The organism is Colwellia psychrerythraea, from assembly GCF_000764185.1.
Taxonomy (GTDB): Bacteria; Pseudomonadota; Gammaproteobacteria; order Enterobacterales; family Alteromonadaceae; genus Colwellia; species Colwellia psychrerythraea_B.
The window spans coordinates 252,811-274,652 of sequence record NZ_JQEC01000057.1 but is presented as its reverse complement, the minus strand read 5'-3'; the positions used below and the strand labels follow the sequence as shown (position 1 = coordinate 274,652).

17 protein-coding genes are annotated in these 21,842 nt (G+C 36.7%); 11 read left to right on the top strand and 6 right to left on the bottom strand.

The window, feature by feature from the left end; translation table 11 throughout:
* Window positions 1-43 precede the first annotated feature (43 nt).
* Window positions 44-1,225 (bottom strand): hypothetical protein, encoded by a 1,182-nt coding sequence (locus GAB14E_RS02975; protein WP_033084074.1) that lies wholly within the window; start codon window positions 1,223-1,225, stop codon window positions 44-46.
* Between the two features lie 381 nt (window positions 1,226-1,606).
* A complete protein-coding gene (gene glnB / locus GAB14E_RS02980) occupies window positions 1,607-1,945 on the bottom strand; it encodes a nitrogen regulatory protein P-II (protein WP_011044661.1) in 339 nt (112 codons plus the stop codon).
* Window positions 1,946-2,096: 151 nt separating this feature from the next.
* On the opposite strand from glnB, the gene nadE reads away from it, so the two are divergent.
* Together nadE and GAB14E_RS02990 are read left to right on the top strand one after the other, a co-directional pair.
* The gene (nadE, locus tag GAB14E_RS02985; protein WP_033084073.1) at window positions 2,097-2,942 is read left to right on the top strand and encodes an ammonia-dependent NAD(+) synthetase; all 846 of its coding nucleotides are present in this window, start codon (window positions 2,097-2,099) and stop codon (window positions 2,940-2,942) included.
* A gap of 91 nt (window positions 2,943-3,033) precedes the next feature.
* Window positions 3,034-3,660 (top strand): GspH/FimT family pseudopilin, encoded by a 627-nt coding sequence (locus tag GAB14E_RS02990; protein WP_033084072.1) that lies wholly within the window; start codon window positions 3,034-3,036, stop codon window positions 3,658-3,660.
* A 10-nt stretch (window positions 3,661-3,670) separates the two neighbouring features.
* Here GAB14E_RS02990 and GAB14E_RS0123435 read toward each other — a convergent pair whose 3' ends face one another.
* Window positions 3,671-4,699, bottom strand: coding sequence for an ABC transporter substrate-binding protein (locus GAB14E_RS0123435; RefSeq protein ID WP_197061242.1), 1,029 nt, complete (start codon window positions 4,697-4,699; stop codon window positions 3,671-3,673).
* Between the two features lie 308 nt (window positions 4,700-5,007).
* Between GAB14E_RS0123435 and GAB14E_RS02995 the strand changes: the two genes are divergently transcribed.
* The 6 genes from GAB14E_RS02995 to GAB14E_RS03020 all read left to right on the top strand — a co-directional run bounded on the left by GAB14E_RS02995 (window position 5,008) and on the right by GAB14E_RS03020 (window position 13,161).
* Window positions 5,008-6,267 carry an efflux RND transporter periplasmic adaptor subunit gene (locus GAB14E_RS02995; RefSeq protein WP_052094031.1) on the top strand — a complete coding sequence of 420 codons (1,260 nt, stop codon included), beginning with the start codon at window positions 5,008-5,010 and terminating at the stop codon, window positions 6,265-6,267.
* 10 nt (window positions 6,268-6,277) lie between these two features.
* Entirely contained in the window at window positions 6,278-7,051 is a 774-nt protein-coding gene (locus GAB14E_RS03000; RefSeq protein WP_052094028.1) for an ABC transporter ATP-binding protein, read from the top strand.
* A gap of 2 nt (window positions 7,052-7,053) precedes the next feature.
* A complete protein-coding gene (locus GAB14E_RS03005) occupies window positions 7,054-9,492 on the top strand; it encodes an ABC transporter permease (protein ID WP_033084071.1) in 2,439 nt (812 codons plus the stop codon).
* Between the two features lie 89 nt (window positions 9,493-9,581).
* Entirely contained in the window at window positions 9,582-10,964 is a 1,383-nt protein-coding gene (locus GAB14E_RS03010; RefSeq protein ID WP_033084070.1) for a sigma-54-dependent transcriptional regulator, read from the top strand.
* Window positions 10,965-12,359, top strand: a complete 1,395-nt coding sequence (locus GAB14E_RS03015; RefSeq protein ID WP_231562109.1) for a sensor histidine kinase — start codon at window positions 10,965-10,967, stop codon at window positions 12,357-12,359.
* A gap of 109 nt (window positions 12,360-12,468) precedes the next feature.
* Window positions 12,469-13,161: a DUF3313 domain-containing protein gene (locus GAB14E_RS03020; protein ID WP_197061241.1), complete on the top strand. Its 693-nt coding sequence runs from the start codon at window positions 12,469-12,471 to the stop codon at window positions 13,159-13,161.
* 340 nt (window positions 13,162-13,501) lie between these two features.
* Here the strand turns inward: GAB14E_RS03020 and GAB14E_RS03025 are convergent, their stop codons facing one another.
* Window positions 13,502-13,738, bottom strand: coding sequence for an RNA recognition motif domain-containing protein (locus tag GAB14E_RS03025; protein ID WP_033084068.1), 237 nt, complete (start codon window positions 13,736-13,738; stop codon window positions 13,502-13,504).
* 143 nt (window positions 13,739-13,881) lie between these two features.
* On the opposite strand from GAB14E_RS03025, the gene GAB14E_RS03030 reads away from it, so the two are divergent.
* The 3 genes from GAB14E_RS03030 to GAB14E_RS03040 all read left to right on the top strand — a co-directional run bounded on the left by GAB14E_RS03030 (window position 13,882) and on the right by GAB14E_RS03040 (window position 16,974).
* Window positions 13,882-14,301 carry a hypothetical protein gene (locus GAB14E_RS03030; RefSeq protein WP_033084067.1) on the top strand — a complete coding sequence of 140 codons (420 nt, stop codon included), beginning with the start codon at window positions 13,882-13,884 and terminating at the stop codon, window positions 14,299-14,301.
* Between the two features lie 171 nt (window positions 14,302-14,472).
* Entirely contained in the window at window positions 14,473-15,357 is an 885-nt protein-coding gene (locus GAB14E_RS03035) for a hypothetical protein (RefSeq protein ID WP_033084066.1), read from the top strand.
* A gap of 240 nt (window positions 15,358-15,597) precedes the next feature.
* Entirely contained in the window at window positions 15,598-16,974 is a 1,377-nt protein-coding gene (locus GAB14E_RS03040; protein ID WP_081967902.1) for a MipA/OmpV family protein, read from the top strand.
* A 442-nt stretch (window positions 16,975-17,416) separates the two neighbouring features.
* Here GAB14E_RS03040 and GAB14E_RS03045 read toward each other — a convergent pair whose 3' ends face one another.
* Window positions 17,417-17,929, bottom strand: coding sequence for a PEP-CTERM sorting domain-containing protein (locus GAB14E_RS03045; protein WP_033084065.1), 513 nt, complete (start codon window positions 17,927-17,929; stop codon window positions 17,417-17,419).
* Window positions 17,930-18,527: 598 nt separating this feature from the next.
* The gene (locus GAB14E_RS03050) at window positions 18,528-21,587 is read right to left on the bottom strand and encodes a ligand-binding sensor domain-containing diguanylate cyclase (RefSeq protein WP_052094027.1); all 3,060 of its coding nucleotides are present in this window, start codon (window positions 21,585-21,587) and stop codon (window positions 18,528-18,530) included.
* Between the last annotated feature and the right edge of the window lie 255 nt (window positions 21,588-21,842).

Below are 21,842 nucleotides of genomic sequence, written 5' to 3'. Positions count from 1 at the left end.
AATTAACTTCACCTTGTTTGAAACCTATTACATCTATCATCAGTTAAACCTTATTAGAAACATGTGTACTTTTATAACGTAATACAAACAAGCCTAAAGCAAATAACGTTAACATTGTTGATTTTGGCTCTGGCATTTCAGTAATGATACTTGCAGGGTCCCTCGCTAAAACAGAGATATGAGAGATACCATGACCGTGGAAAGTATTAAACAAATCAAATCTTCCGCCTAAATTATAGGGGGATTGTAAGGCTTCTTCAGCATCACCACCTGGAAAACTATTAAATATATCTGCAAAATTAAAATCATAGATAGAAAATTGAGGCCCTGAAAATTCATCTATACAATCTTTCTTACCTTTTACCTCTTCTCCCTCTACTGAAGCTGGATGACAAACATTACCGGTTTTAAAAATGATTGCTAGGTGATCAAACACTCCTTCTCCAAATAGCTCATCTAATTTATCAACAATATCTACATCAGGCATAAGTGACCATGAACCTTGAGTACAACTTCTTTCATCACCAATATCATCACCTTCAGTAACAGTATCACCTAAATCAAAAGAACCACCTTCATCAATGCAAGTAAAATTTATGTTTAATAGGTTTTCAATAGCGATGCCAGTCAAGTTATCATAATTTTCATCTTCTGGATCCTCAATGAGATTATTAACAATACCAACACCAGTATCAGAATATTGAAAACCATCGCCCTCGCCATCCTTATTAGCATCAGCATCATCTTTACCTAAAAAAACCCACCCAGGATCTGTTTTGTTGGTATTACCATCAGTATCATCTAAGTCTTGTAAATCTGTTTCTGAATTAATAAATAAAATGTTGTTGTATCCATCACTTCCATCTTGTGCAAGCGGACCTTCTGAATCATAAAAAGGGTCAAATAAGGTATTAAATTCACTTAATCTAGAATCCGGACTTGGAAGCCATACTTGGCCATTAAGTAAACCGTCTTGATATTCTCCAATATTATGTCCTGTAGGCAGAGGCTGATCATTGCCTAATAAAAGTACACAATTAGTTGCTGGTATAAAAAAGTAATCTTCGGGATCTGGGGCGGGTGAAATTATTGGATCATCTGATAAATCAGCCAGTTGAACAAAATCTAATTTTACGTCATTAGGACTACACATGGCTGTAGCTTTAACAGGTGAGCTAATAGAAAGCATAATAACTAAAAGCATTAATTGAATAATATATTTCATAACGTTTCCTCATATTATTGAATAACCATTCAACTGCTTTGGTTTTATTCAAAATAAAAATTCGTTACTTAAAAAACTGCATAAACTGTACCATCGTACAACTTAACAAACTTATCAACCAGTTATAAAAAGATGAAATATCGTTAGGTATAAAAGTGTATAAAAAACTGACATATTTTACGGTTTACTGCAATTTGGGTTTTATTTCAAGTGTAGAAACATGGAGTAATGACTATGCAGTTAGCTTTATAAGTTTAGAAGGAAAGTAAAAGAAAAGCATTGTTTGACGAACAAATAATAGGGGGGGGGGTAGCTAGTAAACTTGAATAAAACGACTGCAAAAAACTTACAGTCGTATTTGAACTATTGCTATAGCTAAGGCTAAATTGCTTCGCGGTTTTCTTCACCCGTCCTGATACGAATAACACGCTCAACATCAGTAATGAAAATTTTACCATCACCAATTTTACCTGTTTGCGCAGTTTCTAAAATGGCATTAACACAACGTTCAACATCTTCCTTGGCAATAACTATTTCTAATTTCACTTTTGGTAGAAAATCAACCATGTATTCAGCGCCGCGATACAATTCAGTGTGACCTTTTTGACGACCAAAACCTTTAACCTCTGACACAGTCATACCAGTAACACCTATTTCGCCAAGGGCTTCTCTTACATCGTCCATTTTGAATGGCTTAATAATAGCTTCTATCTTTTTCATCTGCGTTGCTCGTCAGTTAATGTTGTGATGATTTCACTAATTAAAGATATTACAGCGTGTTTAATGCGATTTAGCAATATCCAATTGGCTTTTAATTTTGTTAAACTAGTTAAAAAGCCTCACTTTACCCACTTGCCAGCTAGGAAGTCTTATGGATCAGCAAACCATCATTGCAGAAATGAAAGTTTTACCTGAAATTGATGTTCAATTTGAAATAAACCGACGTGTTAACTTTATCAAAAATCAATTAACTCAATCTGGATTAAGTAACTTAGTGCTCGGCATAAGCGGTGGCGTTGACTCTTCGACATGTGGTCGCTTAGCACAGCTTGCGGTAAATGAACTTAATGAAGCCCAATCAAAAGAAAGTAATAGCAAACATTATCAATTTATAGCGGTTCGTCTGCCATACGGAGTACAAGCAGATGAAGATGACGCCCAACAAGCTTTAGAGTTTATTCAGCCAAGTCATTGTTTAACAACTAATGTACTTGCCGGCGCTGACGGTATTCATCATGAAGTACTGCAAGCAATGAGCAAAGCTCAATTATTAACCGCCAGCGACGCTCAAATAGACTTTTCAAAAGGTAATGTTAAGGCCCGAGCAAGAATGGTAAGCCAATATCATATAGCAGGAATAATCGGCGCTTTGGTGATAGGGACTGATCACAGCGCAGAAAACATTACTGGATTTTTCACTAAATGGGGTGATGGTGCTTGCGATTTAGCGCCACTGTTTGGCTTATCAAAAAGACAAGTCAGAGAGTTGGCTAAATCCCTTGGCGCGCCAAGTATCTTAGTAGAAAAAGCGCCAACAGCAGACTTAGAAGAACTAGAGCCAGGTAAAACCGATGAAGACGCCTTAGGTATTAGCTACGATCAATTAGATAACTTCTTAGAAGGTAAGCAAGTTACCACCAAGGTTAGTGAACACATCATCAATATTTATAAAAAAACGCAACATAAAAGACAAGCGATACCAACTATTTACGGTTAATCGCTTGGTACAGCACTGGGATTACTTAGCTAAATTCATTTTTATTATCTATAACTGAATAACACAGGGAAGTTAATAAAAATGGATTTTTATGCCTTATACTCAGTCAAATAGCCACAGTTATGTACCCGAAAAAACACCTTTAGTTTGTCACTCATTAAAACCATATCTAGGGGTAACATTAATTGAACTCATGGTCAGTGTAGGGATAACCTCGATACTAACTACCATCGCCTTACCTAACTTCAACGACTTTATCGTTAGACTTAGAGTCGATAATGAAATATCACGCTTAGGACGATTATTACTCACCGCTCGAAATCACGCGATTAACAGCCAAGATAACGTCATTATTTGCCCATTAGATAACAGCTCTACCTGTACATCAAACTGGCATGAAGAGCTTAGTGTTTTCATTGATAGCAACGGCAACCAGAAATTTGATAGCAATGAGAATGAATTAATGATTGCCAAAAAGAGTCCAGTAACCTCTGGTGATAAACTTACCTATGCCAAAAATAGAACTAAAATAACCTATCAAGCCACAGGCCATTTATTTGGTTTAAGTAATGGTACTTTACGGTATTGCCCTAAAGGTTATCAGGATAAATCAAGAGCGATAGTGGTTGCTCGCTCTGGTAGATTTTACGCCACTACAGGCAGTAAGTTTGATGGCATAGATGAGACTAGGAGTAACCAAGTAGTGAGCTGTGATTAAGAAAATTATTTTAATTCGTCATAGGGGAATTAAAGACCTCAGCTAGGCTCTCTATAGAAAAAACTAATGGCTGGGTTGATGATTGGCAAAACCGTGAAAAGTCATATCCATGTAATTTCTTTAGATTTAGCCGCTGAGTAAAATCATGGTAATAAGGACTTAAACTTGACTCAAAAATATCAAGTGCTTGGTGCCTGCTATCCATTTTAAGGCTGTTATTATCAATATCTTTTAGCATTACCAATGACTTTGCCCCTAAAGCAACATGTCCACCAAAAGATATATTCACCGGATAGTCACTATCATCAACATCCCAGTTAATACCACCTATATAGATTGGATGATCAATTTTTGCGGCTAACACAGCTTTTTTTGCACCAAATGCCATAGCGTCATTAGCGGCCCAAATAATATTAATATCAGCATGTTGCAATATACCCGTTACTTTTTCAAAGCTTTGTTTTTTAGACCAATTTGCGACTGTGCTATCAATCAAGGAGACATTGCTATTTGCTTTTAAAACACCTTTCAATCCTTGTTCTCGGTCCAGTGATGCCGGTGTTGTATAGTCTCCCTGCAAAGCAAGTACGCTTAGAGCATTCTCTTTTTCAACTTTTGCTATAGCTGATTTATTCTTTGAAAAATACAATGCCAATAATCCATCAATTAATTTTTTTCCAGCACTATAATTATTGGGAATAACACTACCTATTAGATAACTTCGCTCTTTAACAGTTAATAACGATAGATCTTGTTTATTTAAGTTATTCAATAACATAAATATTGCTATATCGTGTGTTGCAAGCTGTTTAATAATATTTAACGCCATGCCTTTTTCATTAACTAAAACAACATATTTAGGCTTTTGTGCCGCTATTTCTGCAGTCAATGATTTCATCAAAATATGATTGCGATAAGCATATACAGTGACAAGTTCAATATCTAAATCTGCAGCCGCTGCCTCCATAAACAGGGTGACATTAGCCCAAAAACTGCCAGTAGCATTTTCTTCTGGAAAGCCTGGGTTTAAAAAAACCACTTTGAAACTATTAGCAAAACTATAATTAGGTAGAAGCAGCAGTATTAGTAATATGAGGTTTAAAAATATCTTATACATAACTACCATTAACTTTAATTCATGAGTACTACAACAAGTTTAGCTCATTAAAATTAGAGCAGTTAGACTTCCCATCAATTCCCACCTATAACTATCGATTCCCTCCATAGGGAAACCCAATGGTTAACAAAAACATAAAAACCTTAAAAATCAATAATTAATATATTGGCACGCTTCTAGCTCTTAAGTATTTAATAACAATTTATTTATACATTATTGAAGACTACAGCATGGACTTAACCACTACACTGCAGAAAAAGCCCCAAGGTTTTAACAAAAAAAGCCGACTGGTGATTATAGCTTTATCAATTACAACATTGCTTCTGTGGGGAGCAAGCGCCCTTAACAGTGAAGCTCAAATATCGTTGAACACCTTACGAATTAGCGAAGTAAAACAAGGTGACTTCAAGGTTAATGTGGCTGGTTATGGCCGTTTAAAAGCCAAGTATCAACGTTTATTAACTAGCCAAACCCAAGCGATTGTCGAAAGCATTGCGCTCTATCCAGGGGCTAAGGTCAACAAAGATAGCATTATAATGACACTTTCCGATCCGCAACTTGAACAAGCAGTGATCAATGCAAGATTAGAATTAGCACGACAAAATGCTGAATTTAATCAACAACTTATTGCTCATAAAAGCCAACTATTAGAACACGACGCACAAATTTCTCTTTTACAAAGCGAATTGGAGAATGCGCAATTAAAGGCAGAGGCTGAGCAAAAGTTAATTGATAAAGGTATTGTTAGTGCTCTTGATTTTAAACGCAGTCAACTAGCAGTTCGTCAATTAAAGCAAAGAGTTGCCATTCAAAAGGTCAGGCAGGAACACTTAAAGGCCATGCAGATTGAGCGTACAAAAATAGCGCAAGACCTTATTACCCAATATAAGCACAACTTCACTATGATCGAAAAACGTTTTGATCGATTAACCGTTCGTGCTGGCCTAGATGGCATATTGCAAACCATGCCAGTTGAAATTGGTCAAAGTTTAACGCCTGGTACACAACTAGCTACGGTTGGCTCTGACAAAAAACTAGTGGCGCAATTAAGAGTACAACAAAACCAAGCCGACCAAATAGCTATTGGTATGTCTGCTTCCATTCAAACTTCGGGTAAAAATATATCGGCAAAAGTCATACGCATAGACCCAGTAGTTACCGATGGTCGGGTGATGATTGAGTTAGATTTAACCGGAGAGTTACCAGCCAATGCCCGTCCCGATTTAACAGTAGAAGGTAAAGTTCACGTTAAAGAAATAAACAATTCCCTCTATGTTGAACAACCAAATAATGTTTACGACTTTAAAGAAAAAAATATCTACCGCCTAAGCAGCGACGAGCAAAGTGCGCAACTTACCGCAATAAAATTTGGTACACTTTCGGGTAATCAAATTGAGGTGATTAGTGGAGCTCAGCGCGGTGACAAAATCATTGTTTCAGATATGTCTCAATGGCCGACAACGCAGAAAAACCTACTTATAAATCAATAAAGGAATGATAATGAATAACACAACAAGTCCAATAAAAGCAGTAGCAAGCAATAAACAAAAAACAATAATTGCCTTAAAGAACATATCGAAGACTTATCATTCTTCTAATATAGAAATTAAGGCCTTGGCTGATATCAACCTTGATATTATGCCCGGTGATTACTTATCAATTAGCGGCCCATCGGGTTGTGGTAAATCTACTTTGTTATCTTTACTTGGCTTATTAGACTCACCAAGTAGCGGTGAATACCTTATAGAAAATGTTGACACCCTCAACTTAACCATGGACCAACAAGCCGAATTAAGAAACCTACATATTGGCTTTGTCTTTCAATCATTTAACCTGATTGATGAACTCAGTATTTTCGACAATGTCGCTTTACCGCTTACCTATCGAGAAGAAACATTAACTAAAAGTGAAATAGAACAAAGGGTAATACAAGCATTAACTCAAGTTGAGATGGAACATAGAAAAAACCATAAACCTAACCAGTTATCTGGTGGACAACAGCAACGTGTTGCTATCGCCAGAGCACTTGCTGGTCAACCTAGTATCTTATTAGTCGATGAGCCGACCGGTAATTTAGACTCTAAAAATGGCGATGCAGTGATGGATATACTGAATAACCTCAACAAACAAGGCACTACCATTTGTATGGTTACCCATGATGTCAGATATGCTGGCCATGCAACTAAACAAATACACTTGCTTGATGGCAAAATTATAGAGTCGTCAAATGCACAAGATAATGTGACCAACCTATCTCAACAAGCCGTGGTGTAATTATGAGTGCTTTTATCAAAACTAAAACACAAGTTAACCTTGCGTTTAGATCACTACAAAATGCCCCAGGTTTTGTTGCCTCGGTTATGGTTACCATGTCACTTACATTGGCAACTTTATTTGTAGTCTTTTCTTTAGTTAATACCTACTTTTTAAAACCACTCAATGTATTAGATGAAAAGAAACTCTATGTGGTTGAACAAGAAGTCGATACACCTGCAGGCACACATAGTGGTTATCAAAGTTATAAATCGATTATTCACTGGTATAAAACTCAAAGCAGCTTTGACAAACTTACCCCGGTGAGTCCAAATAATATCATTTTAACAAGCCTACCCGGTGAACCAAAAGTTGTAGCCACCTTTGCTATGCCTGACTATTTTGACATCTTCAAAGTACCTATGTTATTAGGCAAAAGTTTTGCTCCAGATCTGCCATTAGAGCAAGCATCTGACAATGTTGTTATTTCAGAGCAATTTTGGCAACAGTACTTTGACCGTACACCCGATATTATTGGTAAAACAATCAATGATGGTGAGCGTTCTTTTACCATTATCGGCGTGGTAGCTAAGTCATTTGAATCCCCATATATGTTTTATAGTGGCAAAACCGATATCTGGTTGCACTTTGGCTCTGATCAACGTTTTTTTAATAATGGTGAATGGGACAATCCTTGGGACAATACTTATAAATCATTAAAGCTGGTCGGCACAGCAAAACTAGGCACAACAAAAGAAAATATATTAAAAGATCTTGATGATCGAATTGAAGAGATTCGCGCAGAGTGGCTGGAAGGTTACGAAACCTCAATTGATTTTAGACCTTTAGTCACGCCGTATAGAACTGTTGAGTTAGGCGACAAAGGTCATTTAAGTTTATTCTTATTAGCGGGTACTTTAGGTTTATTACTTATCGCCGTGGTTAATGTTTGTAATTTGTTTTTTTCTCGTGCTTTGGCACAACATAAAACCTTAGCACTACAAGCGGTGTTAGGGGCTAAACGCCGTTTATTATTCAATGCTATTTTAACGCAAACATTAATACTTATGGCCTCATCGGTTGCTGTGGCTTTGTTTCTATCGGCCTGGGGAATTAAGTTATTTAAGCAGCTAGCTACAGGTAAATTGCCCTTAGTACAATCACTCACCATTGATATTAATTTATTAGCTGTAGCTATCGCTTTAAGTTTGCTTTTAGCTTATTTATTTGCCTTAGTTACCTCACGTTTAGTTGATTACAAGGCATTAAAAAACCAATTACAATCCAGTGGTAAAGGCAGCGTTAACCAAGTTTCAGCTCGTACGGTTAAAGTACTTATTGCTACACAGATGACCTTTGCTAGTTTGTTAATTATCTTTGCTTGTTTAGCTCTCACTAAAACCCATCAGACACTTGAACGCCCAATGGGTAGCAAAGTTGACAACATGTATTCTTTCATTGCTTTTATCCGTGGCGAAAATGATGTCTTATCAGTTACTGAGCGCTTTGATAAAAATCAAAAGATTAAAAAAATATTCGAACAATTACCACAAGTTGAAAGAGTATCGACCGGTAATAGCCCTGTATCTTTGCGAATCACTAAATCAAACTTAACTGACATGGATGGTCAAGCCACTGATTTTATCCCACAAGGATGGGTTGGTAGCGATTATTTTGAGCATAGCGGCTTAAAAATACTCAAAGGCCGTACTTTTAGTGATGAAGCGCTTCGAGGTGAAAAAAATGAAGTGATGGTCACGCAAAGCTTAGCTTACTTGTTAGATCCAAGCGGCGATGTGCTTGGTAAAGTCTATGATGGTCATGAACCAAAAAATGAAATAGTCGGCATTACCGAAGACTTTAATCACCCCAACTACTTTGATCAAGATAAAGGCAGACATATATGGTGGCCAAGCAGACCGTTTAGCTACAACCTGATTGTTGAAACTAAACCCGGCTACACCTTAGATCAAGAAAAGGTATTATCTGTTTTACGTAAAGAAGATGCTCGCTTTAACCTTTGGGAATATCGTTCACTCAATGATGAGTATGAACGCATTATTTACATGGACATCATTACCTTATATTTGAGTTACATTCTCGCTGCGTTCACCCTACTGTTAGCTAGTGTGGGCATCTATGGTGTACTCAGTTATAACTTAGGTTTACGTCGCTTTGAATTTGGCATTCGTATGGCCCTTGGCGCTAAAAAAGCGAAGCTCTATAAATTACTAATTAAAGATGCCATAGTACCTTTATTGCTAGGGGTCGTTTTGGCAAATATCATTACCCTAGTGATTTATAATCAATTTAAAGCAAGCTTAAGCCCTTGGTTAAGTTTTGATATTAGCTTTGCATTACCCGCTATATTAATCAGCACAGGCATTGCCATCTATGCCAGCATTAGACCTATGCAAAAGATCATTAAAGCAAAACCAATGAAAGCGTTACGAAACGAGTAATAATAAAATAAAAGTAAAGCGTTACGGCATTGTCTGGGTTTTATCTACTAGCCAATGCCGCATTTTGCTATTCAGGAAAAATATCCGTTATGAATAAAATTCTGATTGTTGATGATCAACTTGATGTACGTATGTCAGCATCAATAGCCTTAAGCAACCATGGTTTCTCTTGCCTCGAAGCCGATAGTCCATTACAGGCCATGAAAATAGTTACCTCTGAGAAAATCGATCTTATCTTACTCGATATGAATTACTCCAGTGACACCACTTCAGGGCAAGAAGGCCTAACCTTTTTACAACAATTGCAAAGCAAAAATATCAGTGTGCCTGTTGTTGTTATGACCGCTTGGGCTAGTATCGACATTGCCGTGCAAGCAATGCAGTTAAATGCTATTGATTTTATCGAAAAACCCTGGAAAAACACTCGTTTGGTTGCCATTGTTAAACAACAAATTGATAGTGCTAAACTGCATAAAGAAAATGCCCGTTACACCGCTCTGAGTCGTCCTTCGATCAAACAAGAATATTTTGCAAAATCCCCCGCTATGCTTGAACTACTCGCTAAAGCAAAACGAGCAGCCCTTACCGATGCAAATATTTTACTTACTGGCGAAAATGGTACCGGAAAAAGCCTATTAGCCAATTATATTCATCAACATTCAAGTCGTGCTGATAATCGTTTTGTTAGCGTTAATATGGGCGCTATTCCTGAGTCTCTATTTGAAAGTGAATTGTTTGGCCATAAAAAAGGCGCCTTTACCGACGCCAAAGAAAATCGTTTAGGCCGCTTTGACATAGCCTCAGATGGCACATTATTTTTAGACGAAATAGGCACCCTAGGTGGTAACTTACAAAGTAAAGTATTACGGGTTTTAGAAACTGGTGAATATGAAGTTGTCGGCTCAAGTCAAACTGAAAAAACCAACGCCAGAATTATTTCAGCGACCAATGCTAACCTCGAGAAAATGATAAATGATGAGCACTTTCGCCGAGATTTACTTTTTAGGTTAAATACCATTGAATTACATATCCCACCACTTAGAGAGCGGCCTGAAGATATCACTTTACTCGCTGAGCATCTGCTTGATAAACATGCAGCTAAATATAATCGCAGTGGTATGACGTTATCAAGTGATGCCCATGCAGCTATTTTAAAACACCCTTGGGTAGGTAATGTCCGGGAACTTAGCCATTGTATTGAGCGCGCAGTGATAATGTCTGAACATAGCGAGCTAGATATTAATGCCCTTAGCCTGAACATAAGTCTAAATATAAGCCATCAAGCTGATACGCCACAAAAAAATTGGCCATTAATGACCTTAGAGGAAAGTGAAAAAATAGCTTTAATTACGGCAATCAAACACTTTCAAGGTAATGTCATTGAGGCTGGCGATTATTTAGGTATGAGTAAATCAGCCATATACCGCCGTCTAGAAAAGTTTTCCATCGATCCTAGAAATTTGGGGGTCTGATTGAAAAGCAAAGAGGATAAAAAGGTAAATAAAAAACTGAATGGTAAAGTGAGTGATAATTTGCCCGCTAAATCATCCCTTGAAAATAAGCTTATTTATCTTTTTTGCTTTTTGGCAATTTTACCACTTATCCCCAGCGCCTTTATTATTAGTTATCTACAACTCGAATTTCTGAGCAGTAGTACTTTAGTGATTGCCATGATTATCCCGAGTATTTGGGCGGCTAATCGCTGCTTTTCTTATGTTACCGACACCTTAGAGCGCATAGGTTTACAACTTGATACCTTAGGTAATGAAGAGTTTAATAGTTGGCATTTAGCTGAATTTAATAGTGGTAGAGTTAGTAACCTTAAGCGTGATTTTGAAAAGCTCAGTGTTAAGTTACAAACTAAGCGATTTGAGTACATGCACAACGAATCTTTTTTATCGGAGTTTATTAAAGAGTTAAACTTACCTATTTTAGTACTAGATCACCATCAACAAGTTTACTCCGCTAATCACGCGGTAGAAACCTTACTAAAAAGCCCAACGGCCAATTGGCTTGGTAAAAAAGCTAAAACATTAGGTTTAGTTTTTCAAGAAAACAAATGGCAGCAAACCAGTGATTCACAATTAGCGCAACGCTTTGAAGTCACTCATCACGTATTAAAACGCAGTGGCCGTAATTTTCAATTATTAGTGTTGTTCTCGATTGAACAGCAACTTCGAGCCAATGAAAAACAGGTGTGGCAACGATTGATAAGAGTACTTAATCACGAAGTGAGAAACTCCTTAACGCCGATTTATTCTATGACTCAGTCCTTACAAGAAATGAAATTAACAGGGCCTTTAACATCCGAACAAGAAAGCCTAGAAAAAAATATCTTACAAGTTATTGAGAAACGCTCATTGCAATTATTAGAGTTTGTCGAGAATTACTCTGCTTTTAGTAAACTAGCGCCAGCAAAAATGGCAAAGGTATATCCAAAAGACATAGCTCAGCGCATGCAAGCCATATTCCCTGCCCTATCAATAGAACTTAATGAAAGCGCTTTGCCTTTTCTCGCTGATGCCGGCCAATTAGAGCAAGCACTGATTAACTTAATTAAAAATGCTTTTGAAGCGGGTACAAACGATGAAGAAGATCCATTGGTACAAATGCAGTGGCAACAAGCTTCTCAAATAAATAAGCACCAACAAACATTCATCAACATTATCGACTCGGGCCAAGGCATTGCAAATATGGATAACTTATTTGTACCTTTTTACTCGACCAAACAACAGGGTTCAGGCATTGGTTTAATTATCAGTAGAGAGTTTATTCGAAACCAAGATGGTGAACTGACTTTAAAGAATCGTCCAGATAACAATGGGGCAATTGCTCAAGTTAGTCTAACGACAGTTAATGCAAATTAATTTTAAGCGTTCATTTAAGCGTTAAGTTGGCGTAAATAAGTTAACAGTAAGATAAAATAATGCGCTCAAAGTGCCTTACGATATGAAACAAAAGGAGTTAGCAACTAACATGAAAACGTTCTCAAGCCTGATATCTAAAGCAGCTTTAGTGACTGTGTTGGCATTCATCACTTCCTGTGGAACGACTGGATTTAATAATGAAGACAATAATGGTTTTCTAGCTGACTATTCAAACTTAAGAGCAAATAATAACGGCTCTGACACGCTTTCTTGGCAGTGGCATGATCAAAATGTTTCACTAAAAGATTATCGAGCCTTACATATTGAACCTCTCGTTTTTTATCCTGAGCCGCAATCAAGTAGCCAAGTCAGCAAAAATATATTGCTTAAGCTACGAAAATCCACCGATGAATTTTTAAGAGAAACAGCAAGTAAACAAGGGGTACCTCTCGTATCAGCAAGTGGCCCACAAGTGCTAATTTTACGTTCGGCCATTACTTCGGCAAAGGTTAAGCTAAAAGGTTTATCATTAATAGAACTGATACCTGTTCACCTAGCATTTTCAGGTGCTGAATTAGTACTAGGAAAACGTGATAGAGATTTTGAATTAGTATTCGAATATGAACTCATTGATTCGGTTACTAACAAGGTAGTTTTTCGTGGCATACAATACGCTCCAAATATTATGCTTGAGAACAATAAAGAGCAAATAAACAGTGAAAATACTAAGTTACTATTAGAGAAAATAGTAACTTATTTAGAGCGAAACTTTAAAAATTTAGCCAAGCAACTTAATAAATAACCTGAACTATGGATAATGATATTTTGATGTTTAAGTAAAAACAACAACTTAGCTTATTAGCAACAAAACTAAGTAGCGATAGACTCTATCAATGTTTCAATTTATTAGATCATCAAGGCAAAACGTTTATAAATAACAGGTTAATTTATAAACGTTTTAACGCTGAGAATGGGATAGAGGGGAATCTTGAGTAAGTGCGGCTTATCCAGAGTTCAAGTTAAATGCCCCCTAGTATTAACACCAACAATAGTTTTTCAGGGGAATTTACTTATAAAAAAACCAGCAACTAAGCTGGTTTTTCTTTGAGTGACAGCAAAAAATATGACGCTATAAAATAGCCTTATTGCGCTACTTTTACCCGAATCTTATTCTTAGCAACTCTTGTTTCATGCAAACTAGTTAGTGCTGTTTTTGCTTCAGCTTCATTAGGCATAATAACAAAAGCAAAACCTTTTGATTTTGCTGTAACTTGGTCTAAAACTAAGCTACATTCTGTCACTGTGCCATGGGCGGAAAATAATATACGAAGTTCTTGCTCTGTAGTTGAGCGAGAAAGGTTACGAACTAAAAGTTTCATAATGAACCATTGGATTGTTATCTATATGCTAATTGTCTCATAATTTGGCAAGAGACCAAGTTATATTATGCTTTTAAGGAAAATAACTTATCTTATAACTATCTTTACTCGTTACAGTTACACTACAAGGAAGTTACATTGAGATGAATGTTTACTTACTCATCGCTGGCTCATTAACTGCCATTGCCGCCCTTTTGCACTTAGCTTGTATTTACTTTGGCGCACCTTGGTATCGTTTTTTTGGTGCCGGTGAGCAAATGGCGCTGATGGCAGAACAAGGATATTTTTATCCCACTCTCGTTACCTTGGCCATCTTTTTAATATTATCACTTTGGTCAGCTTATGCTTTTTCTGCTGCTGGACTAATAATTCGTTTACCTTTTCTTCGTTTAGTAATGTCACTCATTACGCTCATATATCTTACCCGTGGTGTAGCTGGTTTTACCCTAATAGATAACCCAATGGGGCGTACTCCTGAGTTTTGGTTGTGGAGCTCCGGTATTTGCTTAACGATCGGTATTTTTCATGCGGTTGGTTTACAGCAGCTAAAAGATAAAAAGTAAATAAAACTTGTGCAAGTATTACTAAGTGATCGTACCAGATTGATTTTGTTTGATTATTTTAATTTTTTCACTAAATAAAATAACTATCTTCGCTAAGATAGCTTATGATAGTCTCGATATAAGACAATAAACTTCAAATTGCATTTAATACAGATTAAGGAAAATCGGACCATGGGAAAAAACGCTCAAACTAGATTAACAGAAACATTTAACTATTTAGATAAAATTACAGCCATTCCATCCGGCCCATACGGTAAGTTCAAAACCGCAAAAAAAACGGATACAGCTGCATCAGGTCGCATCAGCCTTGGCGGTGGACATCGTAGCACATCAACACCGGCTGAAAAACGAGAAACTCAACGACGTCATGCTTTACGTGGGTTGCTATTGTGTATGGACTGGGCCGGTGCGCAAGCCAAAATACCCGAAGCTAAAACTTACTGTGATAAGAAAAGCGAAGCAACAATAAAAGAAGCTATTCAAAGCTTCTTTCCTATAAAAGGTAAAGTAGCACAAGACGCAATTATCCAAGCAAAAGCCAATAAAATCACTATCTATGGTCGAGGTATCGATTTTAAAACTCTTCATACACACTCTAGAGAAGCCATAGAAAGTGGTAAAGTTAAATTAGGTGGTGCCTGCTATGAAAGTGTTTGTGGATGGATGTACTTAGCGGGAATTACTTCATTAAAGTGGATGATGGATAATGGCGGTCAGCCAAATCACGCTGTACCTCCAGCATGGAATTGGGGCCAATCTACCAGCTCTCTTGACACTGCTGCACAGATACCTGCCGGCCGTATTATTCGTTTTATTCGAGGTACGGGTGGGCTGCATTATGTAATATCCATTGGTAATGGTAAATGTATTGGTAATCATAATACAAGTGAAATTTGTGAGTTTTGGGAAGATGGCTACGGACCTGCTCCAACAAGGGATGGTCATACAAGTGAATTTTCTATTGCAGGCTACCTTGCTACCCTGCAAGCACGTAATAGAGCTACCACAACTCCTAGTTTGCGCCACGCACCAATTGTGCCAAAAGAACCATATTAATTTGCTCTAGGCTCAAGTAAAAATTACTATAAATGTTCAGATATATGCTTAATGGCATATACCTGAATTATTTTACTCCTCCTACCAAAAACGTATCAATAAATGTCCCCTCAAAGTATCAAATAAACATCCAACACAGTTTCCTAATACATAATGACAAGTAATTGATTTCATCAAAGTAACAGATGATACACTAAAGTAAATCAACACAAGCTTACCTTAAAGTTACCAAGGATCACTATGCGTTACAGTAGAGTCATAGCACTTACTCTCACCTTACTTATCTCAATCAATATTTATGCTGAATCAATAAGTATTGAAAGAACACCAAGTAGTTCCAACAAAGTTCCTACGGTTAATAGCAGCAATAAAAACAAGATATTTGCAGAGCAAACATGGGGCTTGGGTGTATTAGTCAGAAATGCAGAAATCCCTTTTGATACCGAAGCTGATAACGTCACCAGCTTTGTGCCGATGATGTTTTATCAAGGGGATACATTCTTTATTCGTGGTATTGAAGGTGGTGCTCACCTTTATCAAAACAATGATTGGCAGTTTAATGCCATGGCAAGAATGCGATTTTTTGATATCCCCGCAGAATATCAAAATGAAGTGCAAGGCGATACCATCGACCTTGGCTTTCAAGCTCGAAAAGCATTCAGTAAAGGAAACTTTCTTGATTTTGAACTTTTCAGTGATCTTGAAGGAAATCCATACGCTAATTTAAGCCAAAGCTGGCACTTTCAGCACAACAGCTGGGAGTTTATGCCTAAAGTGAGTGCACGTTATAAGAGTGCTAGTTTTAATAGCCACTATTACGCCTTAGCAGATATACCAAAGTTAAATGGACAAAGGATTGGCGCTGGCATTGAAGTAACTGCCGGCGTAGAAACCCGCTATCATGTCGCCAGTAATTTCTATTTATTAGCCTCAGTGAACGGTACTTTACTTGATAATAATGCTTATAACAGCACAGCGGTAAGCCAACGGTGGCAAAGCGAAGCTTATTTAGGTTTTGCCTTTTTTAATGATATTAGTAAAGCTAAAAAGTCTGACTTAACTAATCATGGCTATTTACGTCTAGCCCATGGATGGGCTACACCATCAAATATTGGCGATATCCTCGCCGGTGATACAGTGAAAGATGAATATAATAATCAGCTCTCTTCTATTTTTTATGGATTACCACTCACCGACGAACTTTTTTCATTACCGTTAGAAATATTTTTGACGCCTGGTTTTGTATGGCATTGGAATTCAGAAGTACAAGATTCTGGGCAAGAGTATGTGCTTGCTATTAAAGCCTACTACACCATTAATTGGCCTGTTCGCTGGCGTTTAGGTTTAGCTGAAGGTTTATCTTATGCATCAAATGTTACTTATATTGAAGCTTCTGAAATGGAGCGAAAAGGCTATCGCCCGAGTGAGCTAATGAATTATATCGACTTTACCGTAGATATAAATTTAGGAGATATTTTTAATGTTAATGCCCTCAATGAAACTTGGTTAGGTTATAGCATCCACCATCGCTCAGCTATATTTGAATCGGCATCACAATTTGGCCGCATTAAAGGTGGCAGTAATTATAATACCGTTTATATACAGTTCGATTTCTAAATTATTTATTTGTCATCGAAGGATGACTACGCAAGTTAATTTAGCTGAATAATATTAGATGTGAATAAGTACCTAAATGAACATTAATGCCACATAGCGAACCTTAAACAGAGGCTAATTCGACAACCTGTGCCTAAAGTAGTTATTTCAAATTTGATGAGAATAGTACTGTTAACCGATTTAGTAAGTAACCTGAACTATAAAAATTATCGGATTAAATAGCGATATAATCTATCAATGTTTCAATTTATTCGATTATTAAGGCAAAGCGTTTATGAATAACGGGCTATTTATCGACTTTTTAACGCTGAAAATTAGATAAAGGGGTATATTGGGAAAATTCTGTTTATCCAGAGTTCAGGTTAAGTATGTTACTCAAACATTTAAAAATAAGAAAGCACCTAAACAAGGTGCTTTATATGCATTCGAAAATTATGGCTATTTATAGGTTATTAAGTCGACGCGACGCTAAACCAAGCAAAGCTAATGCAAAAATTGTAAGTGTTGTTGGTGTAGGAATATTAGTTACGGCTAAAGTAGCATTGTTCACTTGTAAACGGTGTCCGCCACCACCACCAACCCTATAACCAAAGTTTAATGTTGCTGCTTGAGTAAATGAAGCTAATTGACTACGAGTTATTGTAACCATTTGCTCCGTAAATACGTGCTCAGCTAATAAACCGAAGCTTATCCAACCTGTATCTGAAAGATTATAAAAAAGTTTTCCCTTTCTATTTCCCCAACCTTGATCTTTCCAGTTGAAAGAGAGAGTAAAAAAATCAAACTCATTTGAAATTTCCAGGCTAAACCAGTCTTTAACAGAATTTGAAGAAACACCTGAATTTACATCTGCTAGGTCGTAGTTAGTAATCAAACCTGCTTGTGCATTTGTGATAAAGCCAAAACATAAAACTAATGGAATTAGAGCCTTTAAAAAATTGAATTTTATATTCATATATTACTCCATTGAAGCCTTTATAATAAGAACAAGTAGGTTGAAATTGAATCAACCATATTCTAATAAAGCAATAATCGAACCATATGGGATATGGCGCATATTTTTAAAACCGTAAATTTTATAAAGTAACCTGGTATTTCAACATATAAAATACCCGACATATCTTGATAGATTTAAGATACAACATGACTTAAATCATGAAAAATTCCCAGCAGCAATATTTACTATTAATTGGCCAGTGCGCTGCCACTTGGGCCTAGCTGAAGGATTGCCTTACGCCTCTGAACTCACTTACATTGAATATTCTGAAATGGAGAGAAAAGATTACCGCTCGAATGAGTTAATGAAGTATATCGATTTCACTGTAGATATTAACTTAGCTGATATTTTTAATATCAACGCACTCAATGAGTATTGATTAGGTTATAACATCCACCATCGCTCTGCTATTTTTGAATCTGCATCGCAATTTTCGCCGCATTATAAAGTGCAAGTAGTTATAATACCGTTTATATACAGTTAGTATTTTTAGCTATTAAACTGTTATTGCCAATGACTAGGCATATGGTTTGAGGTTATTAAGGGGTAAACAAAATTAAGTTGTCAAACAAAGTATTGTTATTTTATTACGACCGTTGTCTTTACTTTTATAAAGCGCTTCATCAGCCTTTGATATAAACATTTCAGGTGAACAGTTTTTTGTTGGTACAGATGAAAAAACACCATAACTCATGCTGATATAACCACCCGATAGCGAAGTTTCATGCAAGATACTTAGTTTTTCAAGGGCTGTTTGAATATGCTTGGCAATCAATTCAGCCTGTGAAGAATTGGTTTGTGCTAGTATTAATGCAAACTCTTCACCACCATAACGACAGCCTGAATCACCTTCTCTAGCGGTTATTTCTTTTATAGATTGAGCCACTAACTTTAAGCATTTATCACCTTCCACATGACCATAATGGTCATTGTACAACTTAAAATAATCGACATCACACATCAACAAAGATAACGGTTTATTATGTCTTCTGTGACGGTTTATTTCTTTAGATAGCGTGCTATCAAAATACCGACGATTAAATAACCCTGTTAAACCATCTTTAAAACTTAACGCCTCTAACTCTTTATTTGCAATACGTAACTGTAAAGTCTGCTTACTTAATGAGGAGGTTTTTTCAGCTACTTGCTGCTCTAGTGCTTTAACAAATTGTTGTTGCTGCTTAATAACTCTCTGCTGTTTCAATGTATGTAAACGAATAAAATACATAATGAGCAATACAACTAAGATAACGTAACTAAGTAAGGCCCACCATGCTCTCCAAGGAGCAGTGGAGATTGTAAGGTTTATTGTTAAAAACTTGTCACTCCAAACACCGTCGCTATTTGTCGCTTTGACTTGAAAAATATAATCGCCGCCAGCTAAGTTAGTATAAAATGCGCTATTGCGCTGATTAATATCAAGCCAGTCATTATTAAAACCAAGTAAACGATAAGCATATTTATTTCTTTCCGGCGCATTATAATCTAAAGCTGCAAACTCAAACGAAAATGCATTATCTAAATAAGATAACTGAATATTTTTTACATATGAAAATGGCACAGCTAATGTAACTTCTTTTCCCATTTTAGAAAACCCAGTAAGAACAACGTTAGGCCGGTATTCATTGTCTTTTATTTTCTTTGGGTTAAAAAAGTTAATTCCCCTAGGGCCACTAAAATAAAAGCTATCGTCATTAGTTTTACTAAGGCTATTTGGGTAATATTGCACACCAAGCAAACCATCGTGTGGGTCATAGTTTTTAATTATACTAGTAATGGTGTCGACACTCGATATGCCCTTACTGGTCGTAACCCATAAATATCCATTGTCAGCCTCATTAATTGCTCGTATCAAATTACTGGCTAAGCCATCTTTTGAGGTTATGGTGTGAAACGTGCCCGTGGTCTCATTAAACTTGTTCAAGCCTTTTTCAGTACCTACCCAAATAGTGCCGTCTTCAGACTGAAATATTGCTAAAATAATGTTGCCTAAAATTCGACCTGAAGTTTGATTGTCATCTAAAAAGTGTTCAAATTCTTTTGTTTTTTCATGCCAAAGGTTTAGGCCCTTACCTGTGCCAACCCACATGCGATCATTTCGATCTCGATAAATTACATTAACTTCTGGATGACTTAAACTATGCAAGTCTTGACGATTGGCAATGAATGAATTCGAAGCATTATCGTATACGTGTATACCTGCTTTATAAGTACCTATCCACATCTGCTCATTTGGCGCTTTTGCTAATGCTCTAAACTCGCCAAAAAGATCATGATCAGGATGAGACTTTTGGTACTCAACATTACTTATTACTCCTGTTCTCATATTTAATTGAATTAAGCGGGACTGTTGTGCCACCCATAAAATATCATCGGAGTCTTTGGCTATTATGGGGATGTCGGCGCTTCTACTCATTGAGATTGAATCGATACTACTGCTAAAAACCTTATTTATAACTGTTTCAAGTTTTTGTGTACTTGTATTCCACTTCAATATTTCAGACGCCGCTGTAACGATAATTAAATCACCGTTTTCATCCGTTAAAACACTATTAGGGGACTTTAAACGGACATCATTGACGGCCATAAATTTACGCTTTTTATATATTTTATAAATTCCGTGTAAAGGGCTAGTTACCCATATAGCGCCGGAATTATCTTCAAATACAATCCGAACTCCGCCTTTTTTAGGTAGAGGTACCGCTTCAATTATTTGTTCTTGCTGTTCAAATTGATAAAGTCCAGTGTCCGTACCAACCCAGACAACACCAAAACGATCTTCTATGAGTGAGTATACTTTTCCTATAGGAGTATTTTGATGACTTTCAAGTAGAGTAAACTCTTGATATGATTTATTAAAACTTAATACTCCTGCCGCAGTACCAATATAAAGCTGACCTTGCTTTGTTTTTAAGACATGCCTGACTTCATTTTTTCCCGTCGCTGATTGGCTATTAGTATCAGGAAGAAAGTGAGTGAAGACCTGTGTTTTCTTATCAAATAAGTTAATGCCATAACTTGTCGCAATCCATAACTCATCATCACTAGCAGCGGTAATACCCCAAACACGATTGTTTGATAAGCTATTTTTTTTGGGGTCATGTTTAAATCGTTTGAAATTATTGCTTTGACTTTGGTATTGATTAAACCCGTCGGCATAAGTGCCTATCCACATTATATCGTTAATATCTTGATAGAAGCTTTGAATACGATTTGAGCTGATACTCGTAGATTTATTAGGATTATGCTGAAAATGTTCAAAAACACCTGTGTCAAGTTGATAGCGATTAGCCCCGCCCCCCCAGGTACCTATCCATAAGCTGTTACTCTGGCCTAAACTCAAGTTGCCTGCACTAGTATGAGATAGGCCGCTAGGGTTACTCATATCATATTCAATATGAGTAACCTTATTACCATCGTAACGCATTAAACCGTGCTCACTGGTACCAAACCAAAGAAACCCCTGCCGGTCTTGCACAATTGAGTACACTTCAAACGAAGTAAAACCATCTTCTTCAGTTAACAGATCCGCTTTATATTCACTGGCTTTAGTAAAAAAAGCAGATATTAATAGGGAAAAGGTAAAAGTTAACAGTAAGCGCTGAAATAAAAGCATAAATCCCTAATGGCATAAAAGTTAAGTTCGTTCTATTTTTATGATCTTATGTCTATAAAGTATTTTAGCGTGTTACCTTTCAATAACTAAAGAAAATATTTTTGGTTAGACTTACCTAACCTGAACTCTGGATAATGAATAGTTGATGTTTAAGTAAAAACAACCACTTACAAGATTAAGTCGATGTATGCTCTATCAATGTTTCAATTTATGCAATTATCAAGGCAAAACGTTTATGAATAACAGGCTATTTAT